At 70.0% G+C, this 16,373-nt stretch carries 12 protein-coding genes; 9 read left to right on the top strand and 3 right to left on the bottom strand.

What is annotated here, in order from left to right; all coding sequences use genetic code 11:
• Positions 1-98: 98 nt before the first annotated feature.
• The 4 genes from IG54_RS0103080 (at position 99) to IG54_RS0103065 (ending at position 8,046) form a co-directional block, all read left to right on the top strand.
• Positions 99-1,994, top strand: a complete 1,896-nt coding sequence (locus IG54_RS0103080) for an ABC transporter transmembrane domain-containing protein (RefSeq protein ID WP_030776968.1) — start codon at positions 99-101, stop codon at positions 1,992-1,994.
• Positions 1,991-3,772: an ABC transporter ATP-binding protein gene (locus IG54_RS0103075; protein WP_030776967.1), complete on the top strand. Its 1,782-nt coding sequence runs from the start codon at positions 1,991-1,993 to the stop codon at positions 3,770-3,772. The genes IG54_RS0103080 and IG54_RS0103075 overlap by 4 nt, the downstream gene beginning before the upstream one ends.
• Positions 3,773-4,030: 258 nt before the next feature.
• Complete coding sequence (locus tag IG54_RS39905; protein WP_078593651.1) at positions 4,031-6,094, top strand: ABC transporter transmembrane domain-containing protein; 2,064 nt, start codon at positions 4,031-4,033, stop codon at positions 6,092-6,094.
• A complete protein-coding gene (locus tag IG54_RS0103065; RefSeq protein WP_063756182.1) occupies positions 6,091-8,046 on the top strand; it encodes an ABC transporter ATP-binding protein in 1,956 nt (651 codons plus the stop codon). The genes IG54_RS39905 and IG54_RS0103065 overlap by 4 nt, the downstream gene beginning before the upstream one ends.
• A gap of 41 nt (positions 8,047-8,087) precedes the next feature.
• On the opposite strand, the gene IG54_RS0103060 is transcribed toward IG54_RS0103065, so the two are convergent.
• Positions 8,088-8,882 carry a metal-dependent hydrolase gene (locus tag IG54_RS0103060; protein ID WP_030776960.1) on the bottom strand — a complete coding sequence of 265 codons (795 nt, stop codon included), beginning with the start codon at positions 8,880-8,882 and terminating at the stop codon, positions 8,088-8,090.
• 61 nt (positions 8,883-8,943) lie between these two features.
• Here IG54_RS0103060 and IG54_RS0103055 point away from each other — a divergent pair, with 61 nt between their 5' ends.
• The 4 genes from IG54_RS0103055 (at position 8,944) to IG54_RS0103040 (ending at position 14,323) form a co-directional block, all read left to right on the top strand.
• On the top strand, positions 8,944-11,517 hold the full coding sequence (locus IG54_RS0103055) for a DEAD/DEAH box helicase (protein ID WP_078593649.1): 2,574 nt from the start codon (positions 8,944-8,946) through the stop codon (positions 11,515-11,517).
• A gap of 46 nt (positions 11,518-11,563) precedes the next feature.
• Complete coding sequence (locus tag IG54_RS0103050; protein ID WP_030776956.1) at positions 11,564-12,466, top strand: acyl-CoA thioesterase; 903 nt, start codon at positions 11,564-11,566, stop codon at positions 12,464-12,466.
• Positions 12,467-12,506: 40 nt separating this feature from the next.
• Positions 12,507-13,700 (top strand): winged helix DNA-binding domain-containing protein, encoded by a 1,194-nt coding sequence (locus IG54_RS0103045; protein ID WP_030776949.1) that lies wholly within the window; start codon positions 12,507-12,509, stop codon positions 13,698-13,700.
• Between the two features lie 125 nt (positions 13,701-13,825).
• Complete coding sequence (locus IG54_RS0103040; protein ID WP_420712221.1) at positions 13,826-14,323, top strand: tetratricopeptide repeat protein; 498 nt, start codon at positions 13,826-13,828, stop codon at positions 14,321-14,323.
• A 27-nt stretch (positions 14,324-14,350) separates the two neighbouring features.
• Here the strand turns inward: IG54_RS0103040 and IG54_RS0103035 are convergent, their stop codons facing one another.
• Together IG54_RS0103035 and IG54_RS0103030 are read right to left on the bottom strand one after the other, a co-directional pair.
• Positions 14,351-15,283, bottom strand: a complete 933-nt coding sequence (locus IG54_RS0103035; protein WP_030776947.1) for a DUF6397 family protein — start codon at positions 15,281-15,283, stop codon at positions 14,351-14,353.
• 154 nt (positions 15,284-15,437) lie between these two features.
• Positions 15,438-15,851, bottom strand: coding sequence for a roadblock/LC7 domain-containing protein (locus tag IG54_RS0103030; RefSeq protein ID WP_030776946.1), 414 nt, complete (start codon positions 15,849-15,851; stop codon positions 15,438-15,440).
• Between the two features lie 92 nt (positions 15,852-15,943).
• Between IG54_RS0103030 and IG54_RS0103025 the strand changes: the two genes are divergently transcribed.
• Entirely contained in the window at positions 15,944-16,372 is a 429-nt protein-coding gene (locus tag IG54_RS0103025) for a PPOX class F420-dependent oxidoreductase (RefSeq protein ID WP_030776945.1), read from the top strand.
• The last annotated feature ends 1 nt before the right edge of the window (position 16,373 follow it).

Below are 16,373 nucleotides of genomic sequence, written 5' to 3'. Positions count from 1 at the left end.
CGCGATCTCGCCTGCGACAACATCACGTCGAACGCGACACCGCATCGGCTCCGAGGACCCAGGGACCGACGGCCGCCGCTTCCGAGTCCTGGGACGTCATGCAGATTCGCGATCTTCCGTATTCCGACCCCGGCGTCCCCGATGCCCGGTCAGGGCCGCGCTTCCTGCTGTGGCTCGGCCGGAACCAACTCGGGGGCCAACTCAAGTCCCTCGCATGGGGCCTGCTGCACTTCGGCTCCATCGCGGGCCTGCCCTATATGGTCGGCACCGCCGTCGAAGCCGTGCTCGACCGCTCCGGGACACGGCTCGCCCTCGCGGGCGCGCTGATCGGCCTGCTCGGCGTGGGCATCGCGCTGGGCGACACGATGCTGCACCGCACCGCGGTCACCAACTGGATCACCGCGGCGGCCCGCGTGCAGCAACTCCTCGCCCGCAAGACGGCCCTGCTCGGCTCCGCGCTCACCCGGCGCGTGGCGGCCGGTGAGGTCGTCGCGGTCTCCACGGGCGACGTCGAGAAGATCGGCTGGTTCGTCGAGGCGCTGTCGCGGTTCGCCGCGGCCGCCTTCACGGTCGTCGTGATCTGTGTCGGCCTCCTTGTCTACCAGCCCGCGCTGGGCGTCGTCGTCGCCGTGGGCATCCCGGTGCTCGCGCTGTCCGTGCTCCCGCTGCTGCCCCGCGCCACGCGCCGGGCGGACTTCCAGCGCGAGAAGGCCGGGCGGGCCACCGAACTGGCGTCGGACACCGTCGCCGGGCTCCGGGTGCTGCGCGGCATCGGCGGTGAGGAACTCTTCCTCGACCGCTACCGCCGCGCCTCCCAGGAGGTCCGCACGGCCGCGGTCCGCAGCGCTCGGATGTGGGCCGTCATCTCGGCGATCCAGGTCCTGATGCCGGGACTGCTGCTGATCGCGGTCGTCTGGCACGGCGTGCATCTCGCCCGCGAGGGCCGGATCACGGTCGGCGAACTGGTCACCGTCTACAGCGCCGTGATGATGCTCAACTATCCGCTCCGGCACTTCGAGGAGATCGCCATGGCGTACTCCTTCTCCCGCCCCTCCGCGAAGCGGGCGGCTCGGGTGCTTTCGCTGGAGCGAGTGGCGGAGCGGACAGGCGAGGCGACCCCGGAGCGGGCGGAGAGCCACGAGGGGGAGCGGGCGGAGGCGCGGACAGCTGAGCAAGCGCGGATGGTTGAGCAGGTAGCTGGGCGTACGGCGGCACCTGCGCCTCTTGCCGGGGCCGGCGATCTGTACGACCCCGTGACGGGGCTTCTCGCCCCGGCCGGTCGCCTCACCGCTGTGGTCTGCGGCGACCCGGACGAGGCGGGGCGGCTGGCCGAACGCCTCGGCGGCCACCCCGCGTTCGAGGAGGCAGCGGGCCTGCCCTCCGTACGCCTCGGGGGCGTACCGCTCGATGATCTCCCACTGTCCGCCGCCCGTACCGCTGTCCTGGTCCAGGACAAGGACCCCGTCCTCCTCTCCGGAACGCTCCGCGCGCTCCTCGACGTACCGGCGTCCGGAGCCGTCACCCCCGAAGAGGCCCTCGCCGCGGCGCAGTGCTCGGACGTCCTGGACGCTCTGGCACAGACCTCGGTGGACGACGACCCGATGGCCGCCCACCTCACAGAACGCGGCCGCTCCCTCTCCGGAGGGCAACGCCAACGACTCGCCCTGGCCCGCTCGCTGGTCACCGACCCCGAGGCGCTGGTGCTCGACGAACCGACGTCCGCCGTCGACTCGCACACCGAGGCGCGCGTCGGTGACGGCATCCGGCGACTGCGGGCCGGACGCACCACCGTGGTACTCACCTCCTCGCCGCTGCTCCTGGACCGCGCCGAACGTGTCGTCTTCCTGGCCGAAGGCGAGGTCGCCGCGGTCGGCGCGCACCGCGAACTGGTGCACAGCGAACCGCGATACCGCGCGGTCGTGACCCGCGAGACCGACGACGAGCGCGCCCGTGTGGACGCCCTCAAGGAATTCGAGATCGAGGAGACGGCATGATCGGCCTGGCGCCCCCGGAGTACGACCCGGCGGCCCCCACGACGGCGGAGACCCTGCCCATCGGCACGGCCGCGACCGTTCGCACCTACGTGCGTGAGCTGTTTCAGCGCCATCGCCGGGCCTTCGTCCTGCTCGTCGTGGTGAACACACTCGCCGTGGTCGCCTCGATGGCAGGCCCTTACCTGCTCGGTGGCCTCGTCGAGAAGGTCTCGGACAGTGCCCGTGACCTCCATCTCGAGCGCACCATCGGCCTGTTCGCCCTGGCGCTCGCTGTGCAGGCCTTCTTCGTCCGGGAGGTGCGGCTGCGCGGCGCGATGCTCGGTGAGCGGATGCTGGCCGACCTGCGGGAGGACTTCCTCGTACGGTCCGTCGGGCTGCCGCCCGGAGTCCTGGAGCGGGCGGGGACGGGTGATCTGCTCTCCCGGATCACCACGGACATCGACCGACTGGCCAACGCCATGCGCGAGGCCGTGCCACAACTCGCGATCGGTGTCGTGTGGGTGGCGCTGCTGCTCGGCGGGCTCGTCGTGACCGCGCCGCCGCTGGCACCCGCCGTCCTCGTCGCCGTACCGCTCCTTGTCGTGGGCTGCCGCTGGTACTTCAAGCGGGCACCCTCCGCCTATCGTTCGGAAGCCGCCGGGTACGCCTCCGTGGCCGCCGCCCTCGCCGAGACCGTCGACGCGGGCCGCACCATCGAGGCCCACCGGCTCGGCGAGCGCCGCATCGAACTGTCGGAACGCCGCATCAAGGAGTGGACCGCTTGGGAGCGGTACACCCTCTTTCTGCGGTCGGTGCTCTTCCCGGTGATCAACTTCACCCACGTCATCGTGCTCTGTTCGACACTGATGATCGGCGGGGTATTCGTCCTCCAGGGTTGGATCGGCGTGGGACAACTGACCACGGGCGTGCTGATCTCCCAGATGCTCGTCGACCCGCTGGGCATCATCCTGCGCTGGTACGACGAGTTGCAGGTGGCCCAGGTGTCGCTGGCCCGACTCGTCGGGGTGCGCGACATCGAACCGGACGCGGGCGACTCCTCGGTCACCCCGGAAGGGCGCCACGTCCTCGCGGACGACGTGCACTTCGGATACCGCGCGGGCGTCGACGTACTGCGCGAGGTGTCCTTGGCCGTCGAACCCGGCTCGCGCGTCGCCCTGGTCGGTCCCTCCGGCGCGGGCAAGTCGACACTGGGCAGGCTGCTCGCCGGCATCTACGGACCGCGCACCGGACGGGTCACTCTGGGCGGCGCCGCTTTGTCGTCGATGCCCGCGGAGGAGGTGCGCACCCATGTGGCGCTGGTCAACCAGGAGCACCACGTCTTCGTCGGCTCCCTGCGTGACAACCTCCTTCTCGCCAGGACCGGGGCGCGGGACGCCGAACTCTGGGCGGCGCTCGGCGCGGTCGACGCGGCCGACTGGGCGCGGGGCCTCGACAAGGGCCTGGACACCGAGGTCGGCTCGGGCGGCTTCGCACTGACACCGGCACAGGCGCAGCAGATCGCACTGGCCCGACTCGTCCTCGCCGACCCGCACACGCTGGTCCTGGACGAGGCCACCTCGCTCCTCGACCCGCGCGCCGCACGCCATCTGGAGCGCTCGCTCGCCCGCGTCCTGGACGGCCGCACAGTCGTGGCGATCGCCCACCGCCTGCACACCGCGCACGACGCGGACGTCATCGCCGTGGTCGAGAACGGCCGCATCAGCGAACTCGGCAGCCACGACCAGCTCGTCTCCGCCGACGGCGCGTACGCGGCCCTGTGGCGGTCCTGGCACGGGTAGCGGCGGCGGCTGCTGCTCGGAGGAGAGCGGCTGCGCTCTGAGCGAGGGTTGCTCGGGCGCTCGCGAGGGTGGCCGTACACCGGGCACCGGCGGCCGGGACATTCGCGAGGGCTGCCACGCGCCGGGCGAGGACGGTCCGGGCGAGGACGGTCGGGGCGACCGTGACGCGGTCGGTCGCCTTCGCACCCCGGGACGGAGCGGGCGGCCAGGCACTGGGTGCCCTACTCCCTTCCCCGCATGGGTAGTTAGGGTGCTCGGATGACTGCATCGCCCACGGATCCCGGCACCCCCGACCGCCGCGGGCCTGCTCGCTACCTCTGGTGGCTGACCGTCAGCCAGCGCCGACGCGTCGCAGCCGGAGCGCTGCTGGGCAGTGCGTGGATGATCGGCCTGACACTCCCTCCGTACCTCCTGTCGCGCGCCATCGACGACGGCTTGCGGACCGGCGATCAGCGAGCGCTGGTCGGCTGGGCCGCGGCCCTTCTCGGTATCGGGGTACTCAACGCCTGGCTCGCGATCATGCGGCACCGCACAATGTCCCGGATCCGGCTCGACGCCTACTTCCGCACCGTGCGCCTCGTGGTCGACCACGCGACGCGGCTCGGCGCCGCGCTCCCCCGCCGCGTCTCCGCCGGTGAGGTCGTCACGATCGGGCACTCCGACGTGGGCGTGATCAGCCAGACCCTGACCGTGACAGGGCCCGGCGTGGGCGCGGTGATCGCCTACATCGTGATAGCCGCGCTGCTGCTGTCCGTCTCCCCTCTGCTCGCGGTGGTGGTCCTGGTCGGGGTGCCCCTGCTCGCCCTGTTGGTCGGCCCGTTCCTCAGCCGTTTGCAGGGAGCCGAGACCGCGTACCGAGATCGGCAGGGCACCCTCGCCGCCGTGCTCGGCGACCTCGTCGGCGGGTTGCGGATCCTCAACGGCATCGGCGGCAAGGCTGTGTTCGCGGCCCGATACCGCCACGGCTCGAGACAGCTGCTCGACGAGGGATACCGCGTCGGCTCGTCGATGAGCTGGATCCAGGCCTTCGGGCTCGGCCTGCCCACGGTGTTCCTGTCGATCGTGGCATGGCTCGCCGCCCGCATGGCCGCGCAGGGGACCATCACAGTCGGCGAACTGGTGGCCGTCTACGGCTACGTCGCCGTCCTCGTGGTGCCGGTGGCGTCCTTCATCGAGAGCGGCTACGACATCGGCCGGGGCCTGGTCTCGGCACGACGAGTCGTGGACTTCCTGAACCTGGAGCCCGACGACCACACGGTTGGGCCCGCGGAGGCAGCCGGTGCAGCGAGCGAGAGCGCGCACGGAAGGGCGGGTGAGAACGGAAGTGCGGGTGAGAGCGGGAGTGCGGGTGAGAGCGGGGCGGCCCCAGAGCCGTCGGGCAAACGCGCCGCCCCCATCGACGCTCCCGACGCACCGGCTGTGTTGCGCGACCCCCTGTCCGGCGTGGAGGTAAAGCCCGGCGTCCTCACCGCGCTCGTCAGCGCCCGCCCGTCGGACGCCACGGACGTCGTCGACCGCCTCGGCCGGTTCTCCCCTTCGCACACCACTTGGGGCACGGCCCGTCTCGACGACATCGCCCTGGAACAGGTGCGCGCCCGTATCCTCGTCGCGGACAACGAAGCCGAACTCTTCGCCGGTACGTTGCGTGCGGCGATCTCCGGCCGACTCCGCCCGGACGAGCAAGCTCTCGCGCGCGTCATCGACGAGGCCGTGGCCCGCGACATCGTGCTCGGCCTTCCGGGCGGACTCGATGCCCGCCTCGACTCCCACGGCCACAACCTCTCCGGCGGTCAGCGTCAACGCGTCCGCCTGGCCCGCGCTCTGCTCGCGGACCCCGAGATCCTGCTGGCGATCGAACCCACGTCTGCGGTCGACGCCCACACCGAGGCCCGGATGGCGAGCCGCCTGCGCGCCGCCCGCAGCGGTCGCACGACCCTCGTGACCAGTACGTCTCCCCTCGTCCTCGGCCAGGCCGACGCCGTGTACTACCTGGTCGACGGCCGACTGGCCGCTGTCGGCCGCCACGCCGATCTGTTGTCCTCGCACCCCGACTACCGGCGCCTGGTGTCGCGCGGCTCCGCCGAGCAGAACCCCACGCACGACGAGACCGAACGCTTCGCGGCCCGAAAGGAGAGCGAGCAGCTCGCAGCGCAGGACGCGAGAGAGCAGGTCACTACGCAGGAAGCGAGCGAGCAGCTCACTACGCAGGAAGCAAGAGAGCACGTCACGGAGGCGCAAGTCCCGGAAGATCACGGCACACCAGCACCACAACACCATCAGGACCCCCGCCCCTCCGAGCCCCCTCACGAGGCCCTCCGATGACGGCGCCACGCTGCGCCGACAGCCCTCAAGCCGCTCAGGGGCAGCTGCCCACAGCCGACGCGCGCCAGGTCCGCCGCGCCGCGCTCCAGCTGGTGCGTCAGGACGCCCGAGCCTTCACCGCCATGATCATTTTCAACGCGCTCGCCGCGGCGGCGGGCCTCATCGGTCCGTGGCTCCTCGGCCGCATCGTCAACACGGTCAAAGACGGTGGAGACGTCGAGGCCGTGGACCGCCTCGCCCTCGGCATCCTCGCCGGAGCCGTCGCTCAGCTCCTCCTGGCGCGCCACGCCCGCTACCTCGGCCACCGCTTCGGCGAGCGCACCCTGGCCCGCATCCGCGAGCAGTTCGTCGAGCGGGCCCTCGCCCTGCCCGCGTCGGTCGTCGAGCGCGCGGGCGCGGGGGACCTGACGGCCCGAGGCACATCCGATGTCGCGACCGCCGGGCACACGCTGCGTGACACCGGACCCGACGTCTTCGTCGCGGCCGTGCAGGCGCTGTTCATCCTCTGCGCGGTTTTCCTGCTCGATCCGCTGCTGGGCGCCTGTGGTGTGCTCGGCCTCACCGGCATCTGGTTCGCCACCCGCTGGTACCTGCGGCGGGCGCGCTCCGCCTACCTCGACCAGGGTGCGGCCCACTCCGCACTCGCGGAAGTGCTCTCCGCCACCGCCTCCGGAGCCCGCACCATCGAGGCCTTCGGTCTGCGGGAACGCCGGATCGCGGACAGCGAGGCGGAGATCGGACGGTGCGTCGCCGCCCGCGAACGCACCTTGTTCCTGCGCAGCGTCCTCTTCCCGTCCATCGACATCTCGTACGTGATCCCGGTGGTCACCGTGCTCCTCATCGGCGGCGTGATGCACGACCGGGGTGCGGTGAGCCTCGGCACGGTGGTGGCCTGCGCGCTCTACCTGCGCCAGCTCTCCCAACCGCTCGACACGATCTTGCAGCGGATCGAGGAGTTGCAGAGCAGCGGCGCATCCTTCGCCCGGGTCGAGGGCCTGGCCGCTGCCCCGGCGGGGACGACAGCGCCCACACTCGCGGCCGCCATCCCCGCCACTCCCTCTTCCGCCTGCGCCGCCTTCGACGACGACCGCATCGAAGCCGACGGCGTCTCGTTCTCCTACGGTGACGGCGCCGACGTCCTGCGCGGTGTCAACCTGTCCGTCCGCCCCGGAGAACGCCTCGCCATCGTCGGCCCCTCCGGCGCGGGCAAGACAACTCTGAGTCGATTGCTCGCGGGCATCGACGCACCGACCAGGGGCACGGTGACCGTCGGCGGCACCCCGATCGCCGACCTGCCTCCAAGCCGACTGCGCCGCCAGATCGTCCTCGTCACCCAGGAGCACCACGTGTTCCTGGGCACCCTCCGGGACAATCTTCAGATCGCGGCGGAATCCGCCACAGACCGGGAACTGTATGACGCTCTTGCGGCGGCCGGCGCCGAGTGGGCGGGGGATCTGCCGGACGGCCTGGACACCGAACTCGGTGCCGGGGGCCACCGGCTGCCCGGGGCACAGGCCCAGCAGCTGGCACTGGCCCGGGTCGTACTCGCCGACCCGCACACCCTGATACTCGACGAGGCCACCGCACTCCTGGACCCGACGACAGCGCGCCACACCGAACGGGCTCTGGCCGCTGTCCTGCGCGGACGAACCGTCATCGCCATCGCTCACCGCCTCCAGACGGCCCACGACGCGGACCGCGTCGCGGTCATGGAGGACGGGCAGGTGACAGAGCTGGGCACCCACCACGACCTCGTCACGGCCGGCGGCTCCTACGCGGCTCTCTGGCACTCCTGGCACGGCGAGCGCCCACCGACCGCCGAGGCCGATTCCGATGCCGATTCTGACGTCGATGCTGACATCAATGGCAATGGCGATCTCGAGAGACCCGGCCTCGGCACACAGACAGGCCCACCCGGCGCCGAAGTCCGAAGCCGCAGCTCCAGGGCCTGAGCCGATGCTTTCGTGGCCCGCGCTGGCCCAGGGACTGACCCTCAGATGAAGTTGAGCGCGGCCGCGCCGCCCACTCCCCCGAGCAGCATGAACACCGGCATCAGCACCTTCAGCTCGATCCAGCTGCCGGCCCGAAAGCGCAGCGCCTTCGGCGGCCCGACCGGGTACCAGCGCCTGCGGCCGATGGGAATGGGCCACAGGACCGGGCAGCCGGAGACCGTCAGCGCGTCCCCGAGGTCGTGGACCAGCGCTCCGAGGACGATCGGTAGCCCCAGCCACAGATACTCCTGGCCGGGCTCGGTGAACAGCCAGTCCGAGCCGTTGCCGGGCTTGTCGAGGACCCCGGCCAGGATCCAGGCACTCGTCGCGGCGAGCAGCCACACCAGCACATCGCTGCTCGACCCGCGTGCGGCCCGCCACAGCAGGCCTTCGATGGCGAGGACCATGTGGACGAAGAGAAGCGCGAGGACCGCCCAGCGCCCACCGGAGATCGCCAGGGCCGAGGCGCCCGCCCCTATCAGCACCGCCCACAGCCAGGTATGCGTCAGCGTGCGGTGCCCGCCCGAGCGGCGCGGGTCGCCCTGTTTGCGCGTCGCCTTGTAGACGGCGTACGAGAGCTTGTCGACGATCTCGCACAGCCCGCGTGAGATCGGTCCGAAGGCGCGCGAGATGGTCGCCGACTTGTGGTCGAGGTCGGGCGCGAGCGCCGCCCCGGCGCAGATCAGAGCCCCGACGAGCAGGACCGGCCAGGGCATCATGTGCCCCGCGGCCGCGGCAGCCGCACCTACTCCGAGCCAGGCCGCCGCCCCCGACAGTGAATGTGCCGGTCCCATCATTGGTGCTGCCCGCCCCATTTCCGTTGTACTGACGCCCCGTTGGCGACTCAGCGTAGCGGTCGTGATCTTCGTCGGGCCCTCCGGTTCCCAGAATGGAGGAGAAGGAAGGCAAGATGGGGGTGTGACCCTTATCGATCAGCTGCCGCCGGATGCCGACCCAGATGCCCTCTTCGAAGCCTTCTCGTCGTGGGCCGAGGACCAGGGGATCACTCTCTACCCGGCCCAGGAGGAGGCGCTGATCGAGGTGGTCTCCGGGGCGAACGTGATCTTGTCCACTCCGACCGGCTCGGGCAAGAGCCTGGTCGCGGCGGGCGCCCACTTCACAGCCCTCGCCCAGGACAAGGTCACCTTCTACACCGCGCCCATCAAGGCACTGGTGTCCGAGAAGTTCTTCGACCTGTGCAAGCTCTTCGGCACCGAGAACGTCGGCATGCTCACGGGCGACGCGTCGGTCAACGCCGACGCCCCTGTCATCTGCTGCACGGCCGAGGTCCTCGCCTCCATCGCGCTGCGGGACGGCAAGCACGCCGACATCGGCCAGGTCGTGATGGACGAGTTCCACTTCTACGCCGAGCCCGACCGCGGCTGGGCCTGGCAGATCCCCCTGCTCGAACTGCCGCAGGCGCAGTTCATCCTCATGTCGGCGACGCTCGGCGACGTCTCCATGTTCGAGAAGGACCTCACACGCCGCACGGGCCGACCCACCTCGGTCGTGCGGTCCGCGACGCGCCCCGTGCCGCTGTCGTACGAGTACCGCCTGACGCCGATCACCGAAACGCTCACCGAGCTGCTCGAGACCAAGCAGGCACCCGTCTACATCGTGCACTTCACGCAGGCACAGGCCGTCGAGCGCGCACAGTCGCTGATGAGCATCAACATGTGCACGCGCGAGGAGAAGGACAAGATCGCCGACCTGATCGGCAACTTCCGCTTCACCACCAAGTTCGGCCGCAACCTCTCTCGCTACGTGCGCCATGGCATCGGCGTCCACCACGCGGGCATGCTGCCCAAGTACCGCCGCTTGGTGGAGAAGCTCGCCCAGGCAGGGCTCCTCAAGGTCATCTGCGGCACGGACACCCTCGGCGTCGGCGTGAACGTCCCGATCCGCACGGTGCTGTTCACGGCGCTGACCAAGTATGACGGCAACCGTGTCCGCACTCTGCGCGCGCGGGAGTTCCACCAGATCGCGGGGCGGGCCGGGCGCGCGGGCTTCGACACCGCGGGCTTGGTGGTCGCGCAAGCGCCCGAACACGTCATCGAGAACGAGAAGGCCCTCGCCAAGGCTGGCGACGACGCGAAGAAGCGCCGCAAGGTCGTCCGCAAGAAGGCTCCCGAGGGCTTCGTCGGCTGGACCGAGAACACCTTCGAGAAGCTCATCGCCTCCGAGCCCGAGCCGCTGACCTCGCGCTTCCGCGTCACGCACACCATGCTGCTGTCCGTGATCGCCCGCCCCGGGAACGCCTTCGAGGCGATGCGCCACCTCCTCGAGGACAACCACGAGCCGCGCAAGCAGCAGCTGCGGCACATTCGCCGGGCCATCGCGATCTACCGCTCGCTCCTGGCCGGCGGTGTCGTCGAGAAGCTCGACGAGCCGGATGCCACTGGCCGCATCGTGCGCCTGACGGTCGACTTGCAGCAGGACTTCGCACTCAACCAGCCGCTGTCGACGTTCGCCCTCGCCGCCTTCGAGGTCCTGGACCCCGAGTCCCCCTCGTACGCCCTCGACATGGTGTCCGTCGTCGAATCCACTCTCGACGACCCGCGTCAGATCCTCGCGGCCCAGCAGAACAAGGCACGTGGCGAAGCCGTGGCGCTCATGAAGGCGGACGGCGTCGAGTACGAGGAGCGGATGGAACGACTCCAGGACATCACGTACCCGAAGCCGCTGGAGGAGCTGCTCTTCCACGCGTACAACACGTACCGCACCAGTCACCCGTGGGTCGGCGACCACCCGCTCTCCCCGAAGTCCGTCGTCCGGGACATGTACGAACGGGCCCTGTCGTTCACGGAGTTCACCTCCTTCTACGAACTCGCCCGCACCGAGGGGATCGTGCTGCGTTACCTCGCGAGCGCGTACAAGGCCCTGGAGCACACCATCCCGGACGACCTGAAGTCCGAGGACCTGGAAGATCTGATCGCCTGGCTCGGCGAGATGGTCCGTCAGGTCGACTCCAGCCTCCTCGACGAGTGGGAGCAGCTCGCCAACCCCGAGGTCATGACCGCCGAGGAAGCCCAGGAAAAGGCCGACCAGGTGAAGCCGGTCACCGCCAACGCCCGCGCTTTCCGTGTCCTGGTGCGCAACGCGCTGTTCCGCAGGGTGGAGCTGGCCGCCCTCGATCACGTCGAGGAGCTTGGCGAGCTGGACGGCGAATCCGGCTGGGACGCGGACGCCTGGGGCGAGGCCATGGACAAGTACTGGGACGAGTACGAAGATCTCGGGACCGGCCCCGACGCGCGTGGCCCCAAGCTGCTGCTCATCGAGGAGGATCCGGAACACGGTCTGTGGCGCGTCCGGCAGACGTTCGCCGACCCGAACGGCGACCATGACTGGGGCATCAGCGCGGAGGTCGATCTCGCGGCCTCCGACGAGGAGGGCCGCGCCATCGTCCGGGTGACGGACGTCGGCCAGCTCTGACCGCCCCGAGGATCCACGCGTCCCGGACAGGAGTCGAGGAACAGTCATGAACAACCCCGCCGACCGACTGGTCGACCTGCTTGACCTGGAGCAGATCGAGGTCAACATCTTCCGCGGCCGCAGCCCCGAGGAATCGCTGCAACGCGTGTTCGGAGGACAGGTCGCGGGGCAGGCCCTGGTGGCAGCGGGCCGCACCACCGAGGGCGACCGCCCGGTGCACTCGCTGCACGCGTACTTCCTCCGTCCGGGACGGCCGGGCGTTCCCATCGTGTACCAGGTCGAGCGGGTCAGGGACGGGCGCTCCTTCACCACGCGCCGCGTCACCGCCGTCCAGCAGGGCCGCACCATCTTCAACCTCACCGCCTCCTTCCACCAGCCCGAACGGGGCGCCTTCGAACACCAACTGCCACCACGCATCGCGGCTCCCGACCCGGAGTCGCTCCCGACCGTCACCGAGGAGATCAAGGCGCACCTCGGCGCGCTCCCCGAGCAGTTGGAGCGCATGGCCCGGCGTCAGCCCTTCGACATCCGCTATGTGGACCGGCTGCGCTGGACCGCCGAGGAGATCAAGGACGCCGAGCCGCGCAGCGCTGTGTGGATGCGTGCCGTCGGGCCGCTGGGGGACGACCCGCTCGTACACACCTGCGCGCTCACCTACGCGAGCGACATGACGCTTCTCGACGCCGTGCGTATCCCGGTGGAACCGCTCTGGGGTCCCCGCGGGTTCGACATGGCATCACTTGACCACGCCATGTGGTTCCACCGTCCATTCCGGGCGGACGAGTGGTTCCTGTACGACCAGGAGTCCCCCATCGTGACGGGGGGTCGCGGCCTGGCCCGGGGCCGTATCTATGACACGGAGGGGCGGCTCCTGGTGTCCGTCGTCCAGGAGGGGCTCTTCCGTCCCTACGGAGAACGGCACATGGACAGTCCGACAGCAGGCGCGTGAGCGTCGGGGACCTGTAGGGACGGGGACCTGTAGGGGAATCATGGTGCGACGGATCGATGTGGCCGAGCGGCGGGCGCGGCTGGCTTCGCGCCATCGGTTGACAGCCGATACCAGGGCGGACGATCCGGTCGAGGTGGCGCAGTCTCTGCTGGCACTGCACGGAACCGATCCGTCGTCGGTGTATGTGGGCGCCTGGGCCCGTATGCGGGATGGTCATGTGCGGGATGTGGAGCGCGCGCTGTACGAGGACCGGTCGCTGATCCGGTTGATGGGGATGCGGCGCACGGTCTTCGTGACGTCCCTTGATATCGCTCCCGTGTTGCAGGCCGCGTGCTCGCGTGCGGTGGCTGCCCGGGAGCGTCGACTCCTGCTGACGATGCTGCTGGAGTCCGGCGTCGCCGCCGACGCGGCCGGAGTCCTGGCGTGGCTGGCGGAGACCGAGAAGGTGGCGGTGCGGGCGCTCAAGGAGCGGGGCGAGGCAACGGCGGCCGAGTTGGCGGGCGACGACCCGCGTCTGGGCACGGAGCTGGTGATGGCACGCGGCAAGAGCTACGAGGGCCGGCAGAAGCTGGCCAGCAGACTCCTTCTGCTGCTCGCCGCAGAAGGCCTTGTCGCGCGTGGACGCCCGCGTGGCACGTGGACCTCGCATCAGTACCGCTGGGCCCCTCTGACGGACTGGTTTCCCGCAGGGTTCGCCGACTGGGCCACCCAGGAGGCCGAGGTCGAGCTTGCCCGGCGCTGGCTGCGGACGTTCGGTCCGGCTCCGGCGGATGATCTGCGCTGGTGGGCCGGGTGGACCAAGACCCAGACGAAGCGGGCGCTCACTGAGCTGCGCCCCGTCGAGGTCGACTTGGACGGAGTGACGGGCCTGCTCCTTCCCGACGATGTGGCGGAGACCGCCCGGCCCGAGCCATGGGCGGCCCTGCTGCCCGCTCTCGACTCGACCCCGATGGGCTGGCAGAACCGCGGCTGGTTTCTCGGCGACCATGGCCCTCGCCTGTTCGACAGGAACGGCAACATCGGTCCGTCCCTGTGGTGGAACGGCCGCATCGTCGGCGGCTGGGCCCAGGACAAGCAAGGTGAGATCGTATGCCGGTTCCTCGAGGACGTGGGAGCGGACGCGCGGAGCGCGGTCCGGGTCGAGGCCGAGCGGCTCGCCGCGCGCCTGGGCCGAGTGCGGCTCACCGCGCGCACTCGAGGCCGCACATGGCTCGAGGAGGAGCTGGCCGCTTGACGGCCACAGAGCGGACCTGAGGCAGGGCAGTTCAGGCATTGCGTCTCCATCCAATAAGGGTTCGCGATGAGCGGGGCAGAAAGCTCGACGAGTACGACAGCGAGGGGGGCCAGTTGAACGGGAATGTGGTCGACGACAGGGATCAGGTGCTCGGCGAGGCCGTTCGTCTGCGCGAGGCAGGCCGGAGGGAGGAAGCCCGAGAGCGGTTTGTCGCCCTCTCCGCGCGGTTCCCCCAGGACGCGGAAGTCGCGTACCAGACCGCGTGGGTCCATGACACGCTTGGCCTGGAGGCCGAGGCGGTGCCGTACTACGAGCGGGCGCTTGCCGGTCCGGGCTTGTCCGCCGACGACCGCCGCGGGGCACTCCTTGGCCTCGGCAGCACCTATCGGGTCCTCGGCCGCTACGAGGAGGCCGTCGCCACGCTCGGCGACGCGGCAGCCGAGTTTCCCGACGACTGCGCGCTCAAGACATTCCTGGCCATGGCGCTGTACAACACCGGCCGAACACATGACGCGATGGAGATACTCCTGACGTTGCTCGCGGCCACGAGCAAGGATCCGGGGATCGCGGGTTACCGGCCCGCCATCGAGGAGTACGCCAAGGACCTCGACGCGACGATATAGCGACGCGGTCGGCCGCGTGACGCCTGTCTACGCCCGCCTGCGGCGCAGCCACTTCAGCAGGCCACGCGACTCCTGCACGGAGGCATTGACCACGGCGTCCACCGGTGGCTCGGGCTCCCGTGCGAGGGGCGCTGGTTCCTGCGTGGGCCGTGGTGCCGGGCGGGGCGCCGGGCGTTGCGCGCGGGCCTGGACGAGGCCGATCAGCAGGCTGGAACGCAACCACCGGATCTCGTCCGGATCGTCCGCGGTCGTGATCCTCTCCACGATCCGCGCCACGGGCGAGTCCGGCGCTCCGCTGGTACGCGGCACGGGCTTGAGACGGTTGAGGTAGGCACGCTCGTACGGATCCCTGATGATCTCCGCGAGTTGTACTGGATCCAGCAGCGAGGCCATGGCGGCGACGCGCTCCCACGGATCCTCGGACTGCCTTAATAGGAAGTCCGCGTGGCGGCCGCGCCAGTTGCGCGCCCTCAGGTCCTGGCCTTCTTCAAGTCGTGTGCGCAGTGTTCCGGGCAGACGTCCGGTGAGCAGCTCGGCGTTGGTCTCGGTCTCGGCGAACTGCCTCAGTTCCTCGGCGAGATAGAGCCAGACAACAGCTCGATACCTGTTCAGGTAAAATTTTACCGGGGTCAGCGCGCCGACTCGGGCGAGGCGGGTGAAGCGGGCCGGGCTGATGTCCATGAGCCCCGCTCCCTCTGTCGTACCCACGGCTCTGATGCCCGCTCGCAGCGACTCGGGGAATCCTTCGCTTCCGCGCACGCGTTCGATCTCCTCGCGCGTGACGCGCCGCTGACCGCCGGCCCCGTCCCCGACGGTGCGGATGCGGCCCAGCACAACCGCGAGGTCGAACTCGCCGCGCTTCAGGTCCAGTTCCCTCGCAGCCCCGCTCAGCGTCATCGATGGCCGAACGGCGGTCGCGGCCGTCGCGGCGCTCTTCTGCGTGATCGTGTCACTTGACATGGTGGTTCTCCCCCGTGAGACGTGATTGCTCTCGGGAAAAACCGTAGCCCGACCACCGCGATTCTCGCTGGGCCTGTGGATAACCCTTGTCGTGGCGACGTCAGAGTTGGCCGGAGGCAGACGACAATGCTGGTCAGGCCGCCGTCAACGCTGGTCAGAGGTCGACAGCAGGCGTGCGATCCGGCTGCCGGGCCCCCACGCCCAAATGCTCGCCGACGCGGTTCACGAGCAGTGTCATTTCGTAGGCGACCTGGCCGATGTCGGCCTCCGCGGAACTCAGGACACAGAGGCAGCTGCCGTCGCCCGCCGCCGTGACAAAGAGGACGGCGTCGTCGAACTCGATCATTGTCTGGCGCACGTTCCCGGCGCGGAAGTGGCGCCCTGATCCCTTGGCGAGGCTGTGAAGTCCCGAGGAAACCGCGGCAAGATGCTCCGCGTCCTCACGCTTCAGGTCCGCACTCGCGCCCGTCACCAGCCCGTCGTTGGACAGCACCAGCGCGTGTCGTACGTGCTCCATCCGCTGCGTCAGGTCGTCCAGCAGCCAGCCCAACCCCGTGCTCTGCCCCATGGTCCCGTCTCCCCGCGTCCGCTCCCCCTGGCTGGAGGATCTGACCTGCCAGCCTTCCCCACGACCGGCGCCCCGGCAAGCATGATGGGGACATGGCACAGAAGATGACCAATGAACAATGGCGGGCCTTCGTCTCGCACGGCACGCGAACCGGCAAGCTCTCGACGGTCCGGGCGGACGGCAGCCCGCACATCGCACCTATCTGGTTCCTGCTCGACGGAGAAGACCTGGTGTTCAACACCGGCAAGGAAACGGTGAAGGGCCGGAACCTCGCGCGCGACGGACGCATGGCCCTGTGCGTGGACGACGATCAACCGCCTTTCGCCTACGTCGTCCTCCAGGGCCGGGCCAAGCTGATCGAGGAGATCGACCAGGTCCGGCACTGGGCCGCCCGGCTCGGCGCGCGATACATGGGCGGGGACCGGGCCGAGGAGTTCGGCAAGCGCAATGGCGTCCCCGGTGAACTCCTGGTGCGCGTGAGGATCGACAAGGTGCTCGCGTCCTTCGGAGTCGCCGACTGAG

It is taken from the genome of Streptomyces sp. NRRL S-920 (assembly GCF_000717945.1).
GTDB lineage: Bacteria > Actinomycetota > Actinomycetes > Streptomycetales > Streptomycetaceae > Streptomyces > Streptomyces alboniger.
This window is presented reverse-complemented; position numbering and strand designations above follow the sequence as displayed.

Excerpts from the sequence above, each read along its gene's own strand:
- IG54_RS0103080 (WP_030776968.1), top strand. The coding sequence starts at position 99 with ATGCAGATTCGCGATCTTCCGTATTCCGACCCCGGCGTCCCCGATGCC.
- IG54_RS0103075 (WP_030776967.1), top strand. The coding sequence starts at position 1,991 with ATGATCGGCCTGGCGCCCCCGGAGTACGACCCGGCGGCCCCCACGACG.
- IG54_RS39905 (WP_078593651.1), top strand. The coding sequence starts at position 4,031 with ATGACTGCATCGCCCACGGATCCCGGCACCCCCGACCGCCGCGGGCCT.
- IG54_RS0103065 (WP_063756182.1), top strand. The coding sequence starts at position 6,091 with ATGACGGCGCCACGCTGCGCCGACAGCCCTCAAGCCGCTCAGGGGCAG.
- IG54_RS0103060 (WP_030776960.1), bottom strand. The coding sequence starts at position 8,882 with ATGATGGGACCGGCACATTCACTGTCGGGGGCGGCGGCCTGGCTCGGA.
- IG54_RS0103050 (WP_030776956.1), top strand. The coding sequence starts at position 11,564 with ATGAACAACCCCGCCGACCGACTGGTCGACCTGCTTGACCTGGAGCAG.
- IG54_RS0103045 (WP_030776949.1), top strand. The coding sequence starts at position 12,507 with ATGGTGCGACGGATCGATGTGGCCGAGCGGCGGGCGCGGCTGGCTTCG.
- IG54_RS0103035 (WP_030776947.1), bottom strand. The coding sequence starts at position 15,283 with ATGTCAAGTGACACGATCACGCAGAAGAGCGCCGCGACGGCCGCGACC.
- IG54_RS0103030 (WP_030776946.1), bottom strand. The coding sequence starts at position 15,851 with ATGGGGCAGAGCACGGGGTTGGGCTGGCTGCTGGACGACCTGACGCAG.
- IG54_RS0103025 (WP_030776945.1), top strand. The coding sequence starts at position 15,944 with ATGGCACAGAAGATGACCAATGAACAATGGCGGGCCTTCGTCTCGCAC.